This is a genomic window from Streptomyces sp. SLBN-8D4 (genome assembly GCF_049739545.1).
Taxonomy (GTDB): domain Bacteria; phylum Actinomycetota; class Actinomycetes; order Streptomycetales; family Streptomycetaceae; genus Streptomyces; species Streptomyces canus_C.
The window spans coordinates 5,978,888-5,994,202 of record NZ_JBMGQC010000001.1 but is presented as its reverse complement, the minus strand read 5'-3'; the positions used below and the strand labels follow the sequence as shown (position 1 = coordinate 5,994,202).

Genomic DNA, 15,315 nt, shown 5'->3' with positions numbered 1-15,315 from the left:
GCAGCTCAGGCGGAGGCCCTGACCACCAGTCGGGTCGGGACGACCACCGAGGGCGGCGGTGCGGGCCGGTCGAACAGGAGGCGGGCCATGAGCCGCCCCATCCGCTCCACGTCCTGGTGCACGGTGGTCAGCTGCGGCTCCGTAGCCTCGCTGATGTCGGTCACGTCGTCGAAACCGACGATCGCGACGTCCTCGGGGATCCGTCGGCCGCACTCGCGCAGGGTGCGCAGCGCGCCCGCGGCCATGAGGTCGGAGGCGACGAAGACGGCGTCCAGGCCGGGGCTCCGGTCGAGGAGGGCGGCCATGGCGTCGGCGCCGCCCTGCTCGGTGTAGTCGGCGCGCTCGGTCAGCTCGGTCGGTGCGTCCGGGAGGACGTCCCGGTATCCGGCGAGCCGTTCGGCGGCGGAGTCCTCCTGGTCGTAGGGCCCGGTGACGGTCGCGATCCGCGTGCGGCCCAGGGAGACGAGGTGCCGGACGGCCTGCCGGGCTCCACCGCGGTTGTCTCCGTCGACGTAGGCGTGGGGGCGCACGGTGTCGCCGTCGCTCGGCAGGGGGCGGCCGCCGAAGACGACCGGGATGTCGAGCCGGTCGGCCATCTCGTGGAGCCGGTCGCCGGGACGCAGGGAGAACAGCACGGCGCCGTCGACATGGCCGCCGCCGAGGTAGTCGGCGACGCGGGTGTGGTCGTCGGGTTCGTCCAGGAACAGCAGGACGGCCTGGGCGCCGTGTCCGGCGAGTTCGCGGCGGACTCCGCGCAGCAGGCAGTCGAAGAACGGGTCGAGGAAGAGCCGGTTCTGCGGCTGACTGGCGACCACGGCGACGGCGCCGGTGCGGCGGGTGACGAGCTGGCGGGCGGCCTGGTTGGGCACGTAGCCGAGTTCGGCGATGACCCGGCGGACCTGTTCGACGACCTCCGCGCTCACTCTCGGCTCGTCGTTGATCACCCGTGACACCGTGGACCGCGACACCCCCGAACGTCGTGCGACATCCTCCAGGGTGGGCCGTCGTCCGTGCGTGTGCGGTGTCAACACCTTCTCCAGTACGGGAAGTCGGTCCGTACCCGCGAGCCTAGTACGCCGCGACGATCTTCACGTCCTCCTCGGTGACCTCGCCGTCGACGATCCGGTAGGAGCGGAACTGGAAGTCGCCGAGGCCGTCGGTGTCGGCGGTGGAGACGAGGACGTAGTGGGCACCGGGCTCGTTGGCGTAGGAGATGTCCGTGCGGGACGGGTAGGCCTCGGTCGCGGTGTGGGAGTGGTAGATGACCACCGGCTCCTCGTCGCGGTCGTCCATCTCGCGGTACAGCTTGAGCAGGTCGCCGGAGTCGAACTCGTAGAACGTGGGCGACATGGCGGCGTTGAGCATGGGGATGAAGCGCTCGGGGCGGTCCGACCCGGCCGGGCCCGCGACGACTCCGCACGCCTCGTCGGGGTGGTCCTTGCGCGCGTGCGCGACGATCTGGTCGACGAGGGCCTGGGTGATGGTCAGCATGCCGAAAGGATAAGCAGAGGGCCGTCCCGTACCGAGGATCGGTACGGGACGGCCCACATGCCGGACTCAGCGGCTTCAGACCTTCTCGAACTCGGGGTCGCGCCGGTCCGCGATCTCCGGGTTGCGGGTCTTCAGGACGGCCCAGCCGATGCCCAGCGCGGCGGCCCATCCCGCCATGACGTACAGACACACGCGCGAGTCGGCGTCGTAGGCGATCAGGCCGGTCACGAAGAGCAGGAACACGATCGCGATCCAGCTGCCGACCGAGCCGCCCGGTGCCGGGAACGAGGAGGCGGGCAGGCGGCCCGCCACGACCTCGCGGCGGTAGCGCACATGGCTGACCAGGATCATCAGCCAGGTCCAGATGCCCGCGGCGGTCGCGACCGAGACGACGTATCCGAAGGCCTTCTCCGGCACCACGTAGTTCAGCAGCACGCCGATGCCCATGAAGAGCACGGAGACGGTGATGGCCAGCGCCGGGGTGCGGGTCACGGAGAGCTTGTTGAAGGCTTGCGGGGCCTCTCCGCTGTCGGCGAGGGTGCGCAGCATGCGGCCCGTGGAGTACATGCCCGAGTTGCAGGAGGACAGGGCCGCGGTGAGGACGACGAAGTTCACGATGCCGGCGCCCGCCGGGATGCCGATCACGGCGAAGGCCTTCACGAAGGGGCTGACGCCCGCCGCGAACTCGGTCCACTTCACGACGCACAGGATGACGGTGAGGGCACCGACGTAGAAGAGGCCGATGCGCCAGGGCAGGGTGTTGATCGCCTTGGGGAGGGTCTTCTCGGGGTTCTCGGACTCACCGGCGGTGACGCCGACGAGCTCGACGGCGAGGTAGGCGAACATCACGCCCTGGAGGGTCATCAGGGACGAGCCGACACCCTTGGGGAAGAAGCCGTCGAAGGCCCAGAGGTTGGAGACCGCGGCGGTGTCGCCGGCCGCGCTGAAGCCGAAGGTCAGGACGCCGAGACCGATCACGATCATGCCGATGAGGGCGGTGACCTTGATCATCGAGAACCAGAACTCGATCTCGCCGAACAGCTTCACCGAGATCAGGTTGGCCACGAACAGGACGACCAGGAAGACCAGGGCCGTCGTCCACTGGGGGACGGCGGGGAACCAGTAGTTGACGTAGATCGCGGCGGCGGTGAGTTCCGCCATTCCGGTGACGACCCACAGCAGCCAGTACGTCCAGCCGGTGAAGTAGCCGAAGAACGGGCCGAGGAACTCGCGGGAGTACTCCGCGAAGGAGCCGGAGACCGGGCGGTAGAGCAGCAGCTCGCCGAGGGCCCGCATGATGAAGAAGATGATCACGCCGGCGACGGCGTACATCAGGATGAGGCTCGGACCGGCCTTGGCGATGTTCGCCCCGGCGTTGAGGAAGAGGCCGACCCCGATGGCGCCGCCGATCGCGATCATCTGGACCTGGCGGCTGCCGAGTCCGCGCTCGTACCCCTCTTCGGACGCGTTCGGGGCCTTCTCCGAGCCTGAGCCTTTGTCTTCGACCTGAGCGGAGGTCATGTGTGTGGTGCGCCTTTCTCCATGCCGAACCGGGCCTCTCGTCGGCCTCGGATCGGGTTTCGATCCCCCCGGATTGATGGAGTCGTGCCTGGCCGGCGGTTACCGGCTCGGTGGCGCACCCGGCCGAACATACGGGTGGTGTTCGCCGGGCGGTCGTGAAGATTTATCACGGCCGCAGCATTGATCACCCGTGCCGGATATGGCACAGGTCACAGGAAGAAGGGGACAAAGGGCGCCCGGAACACGCGAATGCCGTCAGTGCGGTGACGTGATCGTTATCCGGATTTGAGCGTCCTCTGAGCGAACACAGAACCGTCACAACTCACGGCATAAGGAACTCACGGCATAAGGGTGGTCACGAGGGTCTCCTGGAGACCGCCGAGCCACAGGTACGCCATCACCATCGGCTTACGGGGGTCCTCGTCCGGGAGCCGGTAGAGGAGGTCGGTGTCCTCCTCGGCGGTGATGTCGAGGCGGGAGCCGATCGCGAGCCGCAGGTCGTTGAGGGCGCCGAGCCACTGCTGGGACTCGGCCGTCGACAGCTTGAGCACCGCCCCGCCGTCGCCGCCGGAGTGCAGCGCGTCAAGGGAGCGGACCACCGCGAGGGCGTTCTCGCGCTTGCCGGTGCGCAGGTCGTTCTCGGTGTAGCGGCGGAACTCCGAGGAGTACGCCCGCTGCTCCTCGGCCTGCTCGGCCTGGGGAGTGCCCTCGGGGTCGCTGTAGGCGTCCGGGAAGAGCCGCTTGAGCACCGGGTCGGAGGGCGGCTCGCTCGGGCCGTCCGCGAAGAGCTCGGCGAGCGGGTCGTCGGAGGCGTCCTCGGCGGGTCCCGGGCCGATGAGTTCCAGGAGCTGGACGGCCAGCGACCGGATGATGGAGATCTCGACGTCGTCGAGGGCGACGGCCGCGCCGCCGCCGGGGAGCGGTTCGAAGGTTCCGGGCATCAGGGTTGTCGCTACTTCCGGTCCTGCTGGAGGGTGGCCCACAGACCGTAGCCGTGCATGGCCTGCACGTCGCGTTCCATCTCCTCGCGGGATCCGCTGGAGACGACCGCCCGGCCCTTGTGGTGGACGTCGAGCATCAGCTTGGTGGCCTTGTCCTTCGAGTAGCCGAAGTACGTCTGGAAGACGTAGGTCACGTAGCTCATGAGGTTGACCGGGTCGTTGTGGACGATCGTGACCCAGGGGACGTCCGGCTCGGGTACGGCGAAGACCTCCTCCGCCGACTCGGTGCGTTCGATCTCTACGGGAGCGGGTGACGTCACACGGCCCATGCTGCCACGCGCCACACAAATCGTCACACTGACGCGAAGTGGGGTAGCATCCGTCGTTATGAACACAGCGGACCTTGGGCTGCCGGTGGACGTTCCCTCGACGGCGCTCTTCACGGACCAGTACGAGCTGACCATGCTGCAGGCCGCCCTGAAGGCGGGTACCGCCGAACGGCGCAGCGTGTTCGAGGTCTTCACCCGGCGGCTGCCGGAAGGGCGGCGCTACGGCGTCGTCGCGGGCACCGGCCGGGTCCTGGACGCAGTGGAGAACTTCCGCTTCGACGGGAACGTCCTCACCTTCCTGCGCGAGCGCTCCATCGTCGACGAGGAGACCCTGGACTGGCTCGCCTCCTACCGCTTCGGCGGCGACATCTGGGGCTACCCGGAGGGCGAGGTGTACTTCCCGGGCTCGCCGATCATGCGGGTGGAGGGCTCCTTCGCCGAGTGCGTGCTCCTGGAGACCGTGATCCTGTCGATCCTCAACCACGACTCCGCGATAGCCGCGGCCGCCTCCCGGATGTCCTCGGCCGCGGGTGACCGGCCGCTGATCGAGATGGGTGCCCGCCGCACCCACGAGCTGTCCGCCGTGGCCGCCGCCCGCGCCGCCTACGTCGGCGGCTTCGCCACCACCTCCGACCTCGCGGCCGGTTTCCGCTACGGCATCCCGACGGTGGGCACCTCCGCCCACGCCTTCACCCTCCTGCACGACCAGGAGCGGGACGCCTTCCGGGCCCAGGTGGAGTCACTGGGCCGGGGCACGACCCTGCTGGTGGACACCTACGACGTCACCGAGGCCGTCCGTGCGGCCGTCGAGGTCGCCGGGCCCGAGCTGGGGGCCGTGCGCATCGACTCCGGCGACCTGCTGCTGGTCGCGCACCGGGTGCGGCAGCAGCTGGACGAGCTGGGCGCCAAGGGGACGCGGATCATCGTCACCTCCGACCTCGACGAGTACGCCATCGCCTCGCTGGCCGTGGCCCCGGTGGACGCGTACGGCGTCGGCACCCAGCTGGTGACCGGGTCCGGGCACCCGACCGCCTCGATGGTCTACAAGCTGGTCGCGCGGGCCGAGTCCGACGACCCGAAGGCGCCGCTGATCCCGGTCGCGAAGAAGTCGTCCGGGGGCAAGACCTCGGTCGGCGGCCGCAAGTGGGCGGCCCGGCGGCTGGACGCGGAGGGGTTCGCGGAGGCCGAGGTGGTGGGCACCGGGCCGGTCCCGGCGGGGCTCACGGACCGGCAGCTGCTGGTGGAGCTGGTCAAGGGCGGCGAGGTCGTCGCCCGCGAGCCGCTGGACGTCGTACGGGACCGGCATGCCGCCGCCCGGGCCAACCTGCCGCTGTCGGCGACCCAGCTCTCGCGCGGGGAGCCGGTCATTCCGACGGAGTATGTCAACGGGCGCACGGGTAGCTAGGGGCTGTCGTCCCGAACGCGCCCGCCCCTGCCCCCTCCCGCACGGTCCCCGAAGTCTCTAGGCTCGTAAGTTCACTCTTAGTCGAAGGACACCCACCATGCGCCGCGCCTTGATCGTCGTCGACGTGCAGAACGACTTCTGCGAGGGAGGCAGCCTCGCGGTGGCCGGCGGCGCCGATGTGGCCGCCGCCGTCACCGAGCTGATCGGGCAGGCGGCGGGCTCCGGCTACCAGCACGTGGTGGCCACCCGCGACCACCACATCGCCCCCGGCGGCCACTTCGCCGACAACCCCGACTTCGTGCACTCCTGGCCCGCGCACTGCGTCGCCGGGACCGAGGGCGTGGGGTTCCACCCGAACTTCGCGCCGGCCGTCGCCTCCGGGGCGATCGACGCGGTCTTCGACAAGGGGGCGTACGCGGCGGCGTACAGCGGGTTCGAGGGCGCCGACGAGAACGGCGTGACGCTGGGCGACTGGCTGCGGGCGCGGGAGGTGACCGAGGTGGACGTGGTCGGGATCGCCACGGACCACTGCGTGCGGGCCACCGCGCTGGACGCGGCCCGGGAGGGCTTCCGCACGCAGGTCCTCCTCGACCTCACCGCCGGGGTCGCCGAGGCGACGACCGAGCGGGCGATCGAGGAGCTGCGGGAGGCGGGCGTGGAGCTGTCCGGGAAGCCGGTCGTCTAGGTCGCTGTTCAGGCCGACGCCGCCGGCGCCCTGAACAGCGACCTGATGGGATGCCACAGCTCCTGGACCAGCTCGGGCCCGCCCGCGACAGCGTTGTCAGGGGCGGTACGCCATATCAGCCCGTCCGGGTGGTGGAGTACGGCGGTGATCTCGTCGGGGGTCGGGGGCGCGCCGTTGCCGCGCAGGTACACCGCCCGCAGCCCCAGGTTGCGCAGCCTGGTCAGGGCGCGCGCCCGGTTCTGGGCGTGGACCAGCAGCCGCACGCTGCCGTAACCGTCGGCGGGCGGACGGGGCAGGTTCAGCGCCACCACCACCCTGCCGTTCGGCAGCTTGCAGAAACCTCCTGCGGCCATGCGGTCACATCCCCATCAGCGTCGGTGTCAATAAGGAAGCCACAGGACGCACCTAAACACGATCGGCGGCAACCCGCCAGGGGTTGCCGCCGATACGCTTCTGACCTGCGGTTTTACTTCTTCTTGGCCGAAGGTCCGACCTGGAGCGTGATCGTCGAGCCGTTCAGGGGCTCCTTGACGATCTTGATCCGGGTGTCGGTGTCAGTGATGTTGACGCCGGCGAGCGGGTTCGTCGGGTCGTAGTAGCTCGACGTGCCGTCGTCGAAGACCGGGACGCCCGGCTTGGACTTGATCTTCGTCGGGACGTCGGCGTTGTGCAGCGTGACCGAGTCCGTCGGGTACCAGCTGAAGGTGGAGTCGTAGGCCTGGATGCGGTTGCGCATCAGCGTGCCGTCGGACCACTTCAGCGCGGTCGGGTGGGAGTCGACCGGGAGGATCAGGCCCTCGCCCGGGTGCTGGCTGGTGTTGTCGTCCGCCTGGGAGGTGTCCCACTTCCAGATCAACAGGCCGTTCTGGTAGGCGTAGTGCTCCACCCAGTCCGGACGGGTCTTCGAAAAGCCGTAGTTGTACGGGCCGACCTTCAACACCTTGTCGTACGACACGTATTGGCGGTTCTCGGCGAGGTAGTACTGCGCGTAGTCGTCCGTGATCGAGGCGCCGATGCGCGAGAAGCCGTTCGCGGTCCAGGCGGCGTCCGCCGTCTCGGCGTTGTCGGAGAACAGGGTCGCGCCGTCGGCGGTCACCGTGATCTCGTCGGCCGCGAAGCCCTTCTGGGCGACTCCGCCGTCGGTCTGGTAGCGGAAGCGCAGCTGGATCTTCTGGCCCGCGTAGGCGTTCAGCGGGAAGGTCAGCTTCTGGTACGTCTCGACCGTGCCGGTGAGGGCGGGCTTGCCGCTGCCGTCACGCGGGATCGCGGTGCCGTCGGCCAGAGTGCCGTCGATCGGCGTCCAGTTGGCGCCGGCGTCGGTGGAGACCTCGGCGTAGACGTAGTCGTAGTCCTTCTCGGTGTCCCACCAGGCGTCGAGGGTCAGCGCCGCCGAGGACTTGCCGGTCAGGTCGACCGGGCGGGTCAGGGTGTTGCGCAGGTCGTTGCCGCTGCCGCTCCACCACTGGGTCGCGCCCTGCGCCGGGGTGACCACCGGGGTGGTGACCTTCTTCCTCGGCAGCTGGACCACGAGCGCCTGCGGGTTCTTGGTGTTGTACTCCGCGACGCCCAGCTTGTGGCTGGAGCGCTTGCCGGCCGTGGCCACGTCGTAGTCGAGCCAGCCCAGTTGGAGCTTGTCCCAGGCGTTCATGTCGCCGGGCAGGTCGCCGATGGAGTCCTTGCCGGTGCCGAGCCAGGAGCCGGAGGACATCAGCGTCCAGAAGCCGGTGGAGTTCTCGCCCCCGCCCGAGGTGTCGTACTCGTCGGGCAGGCCGAGGTCGTGGCCGTACTCGTGGGCGAAGACGCCCAGGCCGCCGTTCTCCGGCTGGATGGTGTAGTCGCCGACCCAGATGCCGGTGTCGCCGATCTGGGTGCCGCCGAGCTTGTTGGCGTCCGGGCCGGTGGAGCCCGCGTCGGTGCCGAAGGCGTACCAGCGGTGCGCCCAGATCGCGTCCTCGCCCTGGGCGCCGCCGCCCGCGGACTCGTCCTCGCCGGCGTGCACGATCTGGAAGTGGTCGATGTAGCCGTCGGGCTCGTTGAAGTTGCCGTCGCCGTCGTAGTCGTAGCGGTCCCACTGGTCGAACTCGGCCAGTTCCGCCTTGATCTCGGCGGCGGTGTCGCCGGCCGCCTCGCGCTGGGCGACCCAGGCGTTGACGCCGTCCTGGACCGCGTACCAGGCGCCGGTGGAGGCCTTGTTGGAGCCGTAACGGGCCTCGTTGTAGGGGACCTTGACCCAGTCGGTGACCTCGCCGTCGACCGAGTAGCGGCCCGAGGACTGCTTCTCGTAGTACTTCTTCAGCGACTCGGTCTTCTTGCCGGTGCCGAAGTAGAGGTCCTGGAAGTGCGCCTGGTTGTAGTCCGCCTGCCAGGCCGTGCTGTTGTTCTGCTTGCGATCCGGCTGGGCGATCTTGTTGTGCAGCGGGCCGGCCGTGCCGCCGTAGCGGGGGTCGACCTGGTCGCCGAACTCCACGAGGATCGTGAAGATCTTGTCGGTCTTCTCGCGGCCGAGTTCGACGTACTTGCTGTCGCCCTTGCGGCTCTTGAGCTCGACCACCTGGGAGCCGTTGCGGTTCTTGACCGCCGCGTCCCCGGATATGACCTGGTCGAGCGCCTCCTTTCGCTGCGCCTGCTGGGTCTTGGTCAGCGGGCCGTCGAAGTCGTGCTCCCTGGCCTTGGCCGGCTGCGGGTCGCGCCGGTCGGCCGCGGAAGTCTTCGTGGAGCTGTCCGCGGCCTGCGCCACGGCGAACGTGGAGAACGTGGCCGAGGCCGCGGCTATCGCCACGACCGTCGCTGCTGTCCTGAACGTCCAGGATCTGTCCGTCACTTGTACCTCTCCCCTATCAGGCAAGTGACCGGTATTTGACTAAAGGTTGGGGAGAAAAGACAGATCTTGACTTGGACCCGTCAATTGCATTATTGGGAGCCGGTGTTCGCATTGCGGACACGTGACGGCAACACGACAGGCGCGCACGACCGTCCACTTGATGGACGTCATGACTCCGTGCGCCCCCTGTGCTCCGGCACTGTTGGTTAGGTCACGCTTACTGTTCGTTCCAGTCGGGCACACAGGCGATTAGAGTCGATTGGCGGAACGCCCGGATGTCGGCGGAATGCCAGGCCGACGTCCCCCGTGGACCCCCGATTCCGAGGACACGATTGCCATGCCTCGTCCGACCGCCGCACAGATCGCCTACGGTTCGATCACCGTCATCTTCTCGACGCTCGCCATGCTGCTGCTGTCACAGACGAGTTCGGCCGTGGGGACCGCGGTCATCGCGGTCTCGGCGCTCGTCCTCGGCCTGCTGGTCGCCATGACGGTGCCGCAGCCGAAGTCCCGGGTCGTCGCGCTGAGCAGGCCCGTCGAACGCCGCACGGAGGAGCCCGTCCGGGCCGCGGCCACCCACTCCAAGACCGCCGCGTGAGCACTGCGTTCGCTTAGGCGGGGGCTGTGGGTGGTCCCGGGTTCGTCGAGGGCGGGCGCAGGGTTCGCATCGCCGGGTTCGCGCCCAGGCCGAGGAGCCCGTACCGGATACTCCGGATCGTCCCCTGGGTTCGCCGGGGCACACCAAGGCGGCCGTGGCGTTCGCCATGGTTGCCGACGGCTCGGCACACCCGGCCGGGCCGGTCCCGAGGACGCCGTCACGGGTCCGGCCGCATCGACCCATGCGCTCCGCAGGCCGAAGAGCCCGGGCCCATCGCGGCACCACGGGCCCCAAAACCACCGCCCCAGCACCACCTTCCCCGAGCCGGGCGTCGCCTTCGCTCGGCTGCCGACGGCCCGGCATCGCCGCACCGGCCCCCGGGACGCGCCTCGGACCCCGCCGTCACAGCCCCGGCCGCACCAACCCGCACGCTCACCAAGCCGGCGAGCCCGGGCCCACCGCGCGGCACCACGAGCCCCAAAACCACTGCCCGAGCACCACCTTCCCCGAGCCGGGCGTCGCCTTCGCTCGGCTGCCGACGGCCCGGCATCGCCGCACCGGCCCCCGGGACGCGCCTCGGACCCCGCCGTCACAGCCCCGGCCGCACCAACCCGCACGCTCACCAAGCCGGCGAGCACAGCCCATCGCGGCACCACGAGCCCCAAAACCACCGCCCCAGCACTCCGTACACCGGGCCGGGCGCCTGAGCTGTCCCGGGTTCGCCCAGGCGGCCAGGGCTCCGACCGCATAGAGCCATGCGCCCGAGCCCGCCGCAGGCACACGGCCCCAAGACCGCCGCACCGGCCCCGGGGACGCGCCTCGGACTCCGCCGTCACCGGCCCGGCCCGGCCGGGCCGGTGCCGAAGACAGGTCACAGACCCCGCCGTCGGAGTCAGCCCGTGCTGACCACCACCGTCTTCGCCGCCTTGTCGTGCAGGCCCTGTTTGTAGGGCTTGTCGAAGTAGCTCCAGCCGCCCGCGATGGCGGTCCAGATGCAGGCGCAGCAGAAGGCGAAGGGGATCCACAGCACCGCCGAGCGGATCAGCGTGGTCTGTACGGAGGGCGTGGAGCCGTTGTCGAGGTTGGCCACCCGCATTCCGAGCCACTTCTTGCCGAGGGTCTGCCCGGACCGGGTGATCATGACGGTGTCGTAGGCGATGTAGAGCACCGCGGCGAGGAGTGACTGCGCGAGCGACTTGCCGTACTGCACGTTGTCGCCGTTCACGTCGTACTCGTTCACCCCGAAGCCCCAGGTGACCAGCCCGACGACGATGGCCACCAGGATCATGTCGATGATGCGGGCCAGCGTGCGTCGGCCGCTGGGCGCCAGCGGCGGCATGCCGGACAGCGGGTCGGTGGGGTAGGAGCCGCCGCCGTACGGGTCGCCGCCGGGGGCGTCCCCGTAGGGCGGGGGCGGTGCGCTGTACGGCGATCCCGAGCCCTCGGCCGGCGGGGGCTGTTTCCTGAACGGGTCGTCATCCGGCGGCTGCTGGCCGGAGCCGGGGGGCGGTTCACTGCTCATGGCCCGAGTCGACCGCGAACCCCCCGGCTCCGCATCCGGCGAGCGGCCGTCCGGAGTACCGAATCCCGTACGCCGTTCGCAGGACCCGCTCAGTCCGCCACGAACGTATGCGCCGCCTTGTCGTGCCAGCACTGGCGCCACGGTCGGTCGAACAGGCACCACGCGACGCCCACGAGGCCGATGCCGAGCAGGCCCGGGACGCTGTAGACCAGCCAGCGGCGCAGGGACGCGCCGAACGCCGGGGGCTCGTGGCCCTCGATGTCCCGCACCTCCAGGCCGAGCAGCTTCTTGCCGAGGGTGCGGCCCCACTTGGCGGTGGGCATCGCCTCGTACAGAACCCCGGTGACCAGGAGCACGGCGACCACGACGGCGAGGTACACCGACGTGGTGCCGTCCAGCAGCCAGACCGTCACGGTCTCGCCGGAGAGCTTGGCCGCGTCGACCTTCTCGTTGATGTGGTCGGCCGCCTTGGTGCCGAGAGGAACGGCGGCCACGGCCGTCACGGCGCCCACGACGAGCGTGTCGAGGAGACGCGCGGCCAGCCGCTTGCCGAGACCGGCGGGCCTGGCTGCGGCCTGACGCCGTGCGGCCGCCTGGAAGATGTCCTCGACCGGCGGCTTCCAGGGGGCGGGCTGCTCCTCGTCCGGCCCGGCGAGCCGGTGCACCTGCTGGGCCCAGGACGGCTGACCGCCACCGGGACCCGGGCTCATGGGGGTGGCGGCGGCCTGGGCTCCGGCGGCCTGCTGGGGGGCCGGGGGGGCGCCCTGGTGCGGCACGCCCGGAGGGGCCGTCTGCGGGCCGGGGACGGGGGCGGGCTGCTGGGGACCGTGGAGGGGTGCGGCAGCGGCGGAGGCGGGACCCTGCGGGCCTGCGGCACCGGCGGCCGCGGCGCGCTCTGCGGCCGCCTTGCCGGCACCGAAGCCCGGGGCCTCGGAGGACTGCGCGCCGCCCGCCGGGCCGCCCTGTGCGGTGGGGCCGGCATACGCGGGTCCGGGTGTGCTTCCGCTCTGCGCCCAGGGCCCCGCGCCCTGCTGCGCCGTGCGCGGGGAGAGCGCGCGGAACTTCATGGTGCCGTCGTCGGACTGCTGGGCCGCCGCCGCTCCCTGGGACCCGGCCGTGGGTCTGCGGAAGACGCGCGTGCCGCCGTCCTCGTCCGGCTCGGCGGGCGGGATCGTCGCGGTGCCGTCGGTACGGGCCGCGTGCCCGTCCGGCTGGACCGGCGCGGAACCCTCGGCGGGCCGCCCCGGACCGGGCACCCTCGGGTCGGCGCCCTGCGGAGTCCGCGGTACGCCGTGCTGAGCTCCCTGCGGCCCCTGCTGACCCCCTTGGTGCGGAACCCCCTGGGGAGCCCCCTGCTGAGCCTGCGCGGCCGCCTGCGGGGACCCCCACGAGACCCGGCGGTCCTGGTCGCCGCCGAAGCCCCCCTGGTGGGCCCGGTCGGCGGCCCACGCGGACGCGGGTTCGGGACGGCTGCCGTGCTGCCTGTCGGGGTGCGGGGGGGCCTCGGCCGGGTCCTCGTCGAAGAAGTGCGGGCCCGTCTCCTCCACCGGCGACGGGGCCGGCTCGGAGCCCGCGCCGGACGGCGGCGCGAGCGGTTCGCCGTCCGCCGGGGCGGGACGGCTGGTGCCCGGCACCCAGGAGGCACCGTTCCAGTAACGGACGTATCCAGGAATGGACGGGTCCGGGTAGTAGCCCTCGCGGGGCCTGTCGTCACCGGGTGCCGGGGTTGGGGCGCTCATGTCCGTCGTCCCGTATCTGCTCGGGGGTCAATAGAGGGGGCTCCACATCTATCAGACCGGCGCAAGACCCACCGCCAGTCCCACCGGACCCACTCTTTTTGGGCACGACCTGACACCGGCCGTGATACCGGCCGTCGTACCGGCCGCGACAGCGGCCCTGCCGCCTGTCGCCGTACGCCCGGAAAAAAGTTCGCCGAACCCGCGTAATGATCCCGCCCTCTGCCCCCTCTCCCCTCGTACGGGCCCACCGCGGGACCGGACGAGAGCCGAGAGAGGAACGATCGACATGCACCACACGGTGGTGGAGCGCGAACTGGAGCTCCAACTCATCCTGTCGCCCGAGCGCAGCATCCCGGTCCCGGCCCGGCTGGGCTACCGCAGCGACGACCCCTTCGCCGTCCACGTCACCTTCCACATCGGCTCGGACCACCCCGTCCACTGGACCTTCGCCCGCGAACTCCTCGTGGAGGGGGTGTTCCGCCCGTGCGGGCACGGGGACGTGCGGGTGTGGCCGACGAAGGTCGAAGGCCGCGGTGTCGTGCTGATGGCGCTGAGCTCCCCCGACGGCGACGCCCTCCTGGAGGCCCCGGCCGCGCAGGTCTCGGCCTGGCTGGAGCGCACGCTGCGGGCGGTCCCCCCGGGCGCCGAGGCGGAGCAGCTCGGTATCGACGACGGTCTCGCCGAGCTGCTGGCCCCCACTCCTGCCGATGATCTGTGGCTGTGCGACCCCTGGCCGAGCGACGAGTCCAAGGACGGGGAGTGAGCCGTACCGCGAGGCCTCAGAACAGCTTGCCCGGGTTCAGGATGCCCAGCGGGTCGAAGACCCCCTTCACCGCGCGCTGCATCTCCACGCCCACCGGGCCGATCTCGCGCGCCAGCCACTCCTTCTTCAGTACGCCCACCCCGTGCTCCCCGGTGATCGTGCCGCCGAGCTCCAGGCCGAGCGCCATGATCTCGTCGAAGGACTCGCGGGCCCGGCCGGCCTCGTCGGGGTCGGCGGCGTCGAAGCAGACCGTGGGGTGGGTGTTGCCGTCACCCGCGTGGGCGACGACACCGATGGTGAGCCGGTGCTTCTCGGCGATCCGCTCGGTCCCTTCGAGCAGTTCGCCGAGCCGGGAGCGGGGCACGCACACGTCGTCGATCATCGTGGTGCCCTTGACGGCTTCGAGGGCGGTGAGGGAGAGCCTGCGGGCCTGGAGCAGCAGTTCCGACTCGGTCGCGTCGTCGGCCGGGACGACCTGGGTGGCACCGGCCGCCTCGCACAGCGCGCCGACGGCGGTGAGGTCGGCGGCCGGGTCCGTGGTGTCGAAGGCCGCGAGGAGCAGGGCCTCGGTGGTCTCCGGGAGCCCCATGTGCGCCAGGTCGTTGATGGCCTTGACGGTCGTACGGTCCATCAGTTCGAGGAGGGACGGCACGTGCCCGCCCTCCATGATCCGGCACACGGCGTCGCAGGCGGCGGCCCCGGAGGAGAACTCGGCGGCCAGCACCAGCTGTTCGGGCGGCTTCGGCCTGAGGGCCAGGGTCGCCCGTACGACGATCCCGAGCGAGCCTTCGGAGCCGACGAACAGGCGGGTCAGGTCGTACCCCGCGACCCCCTTGGCGGTACGGCGGCCGGTGGACATGAGCCGCCCCGTCGGCGAGGACGACGTCCAGTCCGAGGACGTACTCCGCCGTGACCCCGTACTTCACACAGCACAGTCCGCCGGACGCGGTGCCGATGTTGCCGCCGATCGTGCACATCTCCCAGCTGGAGGGGTCCGGCGGGTAGTAGAGGCCGAGTTCGTTCACCGCGCGGGAGAGGGTCGCGTTGACGACGCCGGGTTCGACGACGGCGATGCGGTCGACCGGGCTGATCTCCAGGATCCGGTCCATCTTCGTCAGGGACAGCACGATGCAGCCGTCGGAGGCGTTGGCCGCGCCCGACAGGCCCGTGCGGGCGCCCTGGGGGACGACCGGGACGCGCAGTTCGGTGGCGACGCGCATGACGTGCTGGACCTGTTCGACCGTGCGCGGCAGGACGACCACGGCGGGGGTGCCGGCCGGGCAGAAGCTCGCCATGTCGTTGGCGTAGGAGCCCGTGACGTCCGGGTCGGTGAGCACGGCGTCGGCGGGCAGAGCGCTGAGCAGGCGGTCCACCAGGTTGCCGGTGACCTCTGTGTCTTCATCGCGACGGGCTTCGATACGGCTCATGATCACAGCGTCGCACCGGGGGCCATCGGTGTGAACCCCACCAGCGGCAGCCGCCGTATGCCGGAGTGCGGTC

General features: G+C 70.8%; 13 protein-coding genes and 1 pseudogene. 4 read left to right on the top strand and 10 right to left on the bottom strand.

Translation table 11 applies throughout. From position 1 onward, the window contains the following. Positions 1–5 precede the first annotated feature (5 nt). The 5 genes from RKD20_RS27230 to clpS all read right to left on the bottom strand — a co-directional run bounded on the left by RKD20_RS27230 (position 6) and on the right by clpS (position 4,282). Positions 6–1,028, bottom strand: coding sequence for a LacI family DNA-binding transcriptional regulator (locus RKD20_RS27230; RefSeq protein WP_424879995.1), 1,023 nt, complete (start codon positions 1,026–1,028; stop codon positions 6–8). Positions 1,029–1,068: 40 nt separating this feature from the next. After that, positions 1,069–1,491 carry a Mov34/MPN/PAD-1 family protein gene (locus tag RKD20_RS27225; RefSeq protein WP_007382357.1) on the bottom strand — a complete coding sequence of 141 codons (423 nt, stop codon included), beginning with the start codon at positions 1,489–1,491 and terminating at the stop codon, positions 1,069–1,071. 75 nt (positions 1,492–1,566) lie between these two features. Further along, on the bottom strand, positions 1,567–3,012 hold the full coding sequence (locus RKD20_RS27220; RefSeq protein ID WP_424879994.1) for an amino acid permease: 1,446 nt from the start codon (positions 3,010–3,012) through the stop codon (positions 1,567–1,569). Positions 3,013–3,350: 338 nt separating this feature from the next. After that, positions 3,351–3,953, bottom strand: coding sequence for a DUF2017 domain-containing protein (locus RKD20_RS27215; protein WP_424879993.1), 603 nt, complete (start codon positions 3,951–3,953; stop codon positions 3,351–3,353). Between the two features lie 11 nt (positions 3,954–3,964). Beyond that, positions 3,965–4,282 carry an ATP-dependent Clp protease adapter ClpS gene (clpS, locus tag RKD20_RS27210; RefSeq protein ID WP_007382360.1) on the bottom strand — a complete coding sequence of 106 codons (318 nt, stop codon included), beginning with the start codon at positions 4,280–4,282 and terminating at the stop codon, positions 3,965–3,967. A 58-nt stretch (positions 4,283–4,340) separates the two neighbouring features. Between clpS and RKD20_RS27205 the strand changes: the two genes are divergently transcribed. After that, entirely contained in the window at positions 4,341–5,687 is a 1,347-nt protein-coding gene (locus RKD20_RS27205) for a nicotinate phosphoribosyltransferase (protein ID WP_424879992.1), read from the top strand. A gap of 97 nt (positions 5,688–5,784) precedes the next feature. Then, positions 5,785–6,372 carry an isochorismatase family protein gene (locus RKD20_RS27200; protein WP_020121185.1) on the top strand — a complete coding sequence of 196 codons (588 nt, stop codon included), beginning with the start codon at positions 5,785–5,787 and terminating at the stop codon, positions 6,370–6,372. Positions 6,373–6,380: 8 nt separating this feature from the next. Here the strand turns inward: RKD20_RS27200 and RKD20_RS27195 are convergent, their stop codons facing one another. Together RKD20_RS27195 and RKD20_RS27190 are read right to left on the bottom strand one after the other, a co-directional pair. Continuing rightward, positions 6,381–6,725: a hypothetical protein gene (locus RKD20_RS27195; protein WP_424879991.1), complete on the bottom strand. Its 345-nt coding sequence runs from the start codon at positions 6,723–6,725 to the stop codon at positions 6,381–6,383. Positions 6,726–6,838: 113 nt separating this feature from the next. Next, a complete protein-coding gene (locus RKD20_RS27190; RefSeq protein ID WP_424879990.1) occupies positions 6,839–9,193 on the bottom strand; it encodes an immune inhibitor A domain-containing protein in 2,355 nt (784 codons plus the stop codon). Between the two features lie 337 nt (positions 9,194–9,530). Here RKD20_RS27190 and RKD20_RS27185 point away from each other — a divergent pair, with 337 nt between their 5' ends. Further along, positions 9,531–9,791 carry a hypothetical protein gene (locus RKD20_RS27185; protein ID WP_424879989.1) on the top strand — a complete coding sequence of 87 codons (261 nt, stop codon included), beginning with the start codon at positions 9,531–9,533 and terminating at the stop codon, positions 9,789–9,791. A gap of 892 nt (positions 9,792–10,683) precedes the next feature. On the opposite strand, the gene RKD20_RS27180 is transcribed toward RKD20_RS27185, so the two are convergent. Continuing rightward, positions 10,684–11,313 (bottom strand): RDD family protein, encoded by a 630-nt coding sequence (locus tag RKD20_RS27180; RefSeq protein WP_424879988.1) that lies wholly within the window; start codon positions 11,311–11,313, stop codon positions 10,684–10,686. 89 nt (positions 11,314–11,402) lie between these two features. After that, positions 11,403–13,052, bottom strand: coding sequence for an RDD family protein (locus tag RKD20_RS27175; RefSeq protein ID WP_424879987.1), 1,650 nt, complete (start codon positions 13,050–13,052; stop codon positions 11,403–11,405). A 286-nt stretch (positions 13,053–13,338) separates the two neighbouring features. Here RKD20_RS27175 and RKD20_RS27170 point away from each other — a divergent pair, with 286 nt between their 5' ends. Beyond that, positions 13,339–13,815, top strand: a complete 477-nt coding sequence (locus tag RKD20_RS27170) for an SsgA family sporulation/cell division regulator (protein ID WP_424879986.1) — start codon at positions 13,339–13,341, stop codon at positions 13,813–13,815. Positions 13,816–13,831: 16 nt separating this feature from the next. Here the strand turns inward: RKD20_RS27170 and RKD20_RS27165 are convergent. Continuing rightward, positions 13,832–15,248, bottom strand: a pseudogene (locus tag RKD20_RS27165) (FAD-binding oxidoreductase). Between the last annotated feature and the right edge of the window lie 67 nt (positions 15,249–15,315).

Bases quoted from the DNA above. Each gene is read 5' to 3' on its own strand.
- RKD20_RS27225 (WP_007382357.1), bottom strand. From the start codon at position 1,491: ATGCTGACCATCACCCAGGCCCTCGTCGACCAGATCGTCGCGCACGCG.
- RKD20_RS27220 (WP_424879994.1), bottom strand. From the start codon at position 3,012: ATGACCTCCGCTCAGGTCGAAGACAAAGGCTCAGGCTCGGAGAAGGCC.
- RKD20_RS27215 (WP_424879993.1), bottom strand. From the start codon at position 3,953: ATGCCCGGAACCTTCGAACCGCTCCCCGGCGGCGGCGCGGCCGTCGCC.
- clpS (WP_007382360.1), bottom strand. From the start codon at position 4,282: ATGGGCCGTGTGACGTCACCCGCTCCCGTAGAGATCGAACGCACCGAG.
- RKD20_RS27205 (WP_424879992.1), top strand. From the start codon at position 4,341: ATGAACACAGCGGACCTTGGGCTGCCGGTGGACGTTCCCTCGACGGCG.
- RKD20_RS27200 (WP_020121185.1), top strand. From the start codon at position 5,785: ATGCGCCGCGCCTTGATCGTCGTCGACGTGCAGAACGACTTCTGCGAG.
- RKD20_RS27195 (WP_424879991.1), bottom strand. From the start codon at position 6,725: ATGGCCGCAGGAGGTTTCTGCAAGCTGCCGAACGGCAGGGTGGTGGTG.
- RKD20_RS27185 (WP_424879989.1), top strand. From the start codon at position 9,531: ATGCCTCGTCCGACCGCCGCACAGATCGCCTACGGTTCGATCACCGTC.
- RKD20_RS27180 (WP_424879988.1), bottom strand. From the start codon at position 11,313: ATGAGCAGTGAACCGCCCCCCGGCTCCGGCCAGCAGCCGCCGGATGAC.
- RKD20_RS27175 (WP_424879987.1), bottom strand. From the start codon at position 13,052: ATGAGCGCCCCAACCCCGGCACCCGGTGACGACAGGCCCCGCGAGGGC.
- RKD20_RS27170 (WP_424879986.1), top strand. From the start codon at position 13,339: ATGCACCACACGGTGGTGGAGCGCGAACTGGAGCTCCAACTCATCCTG.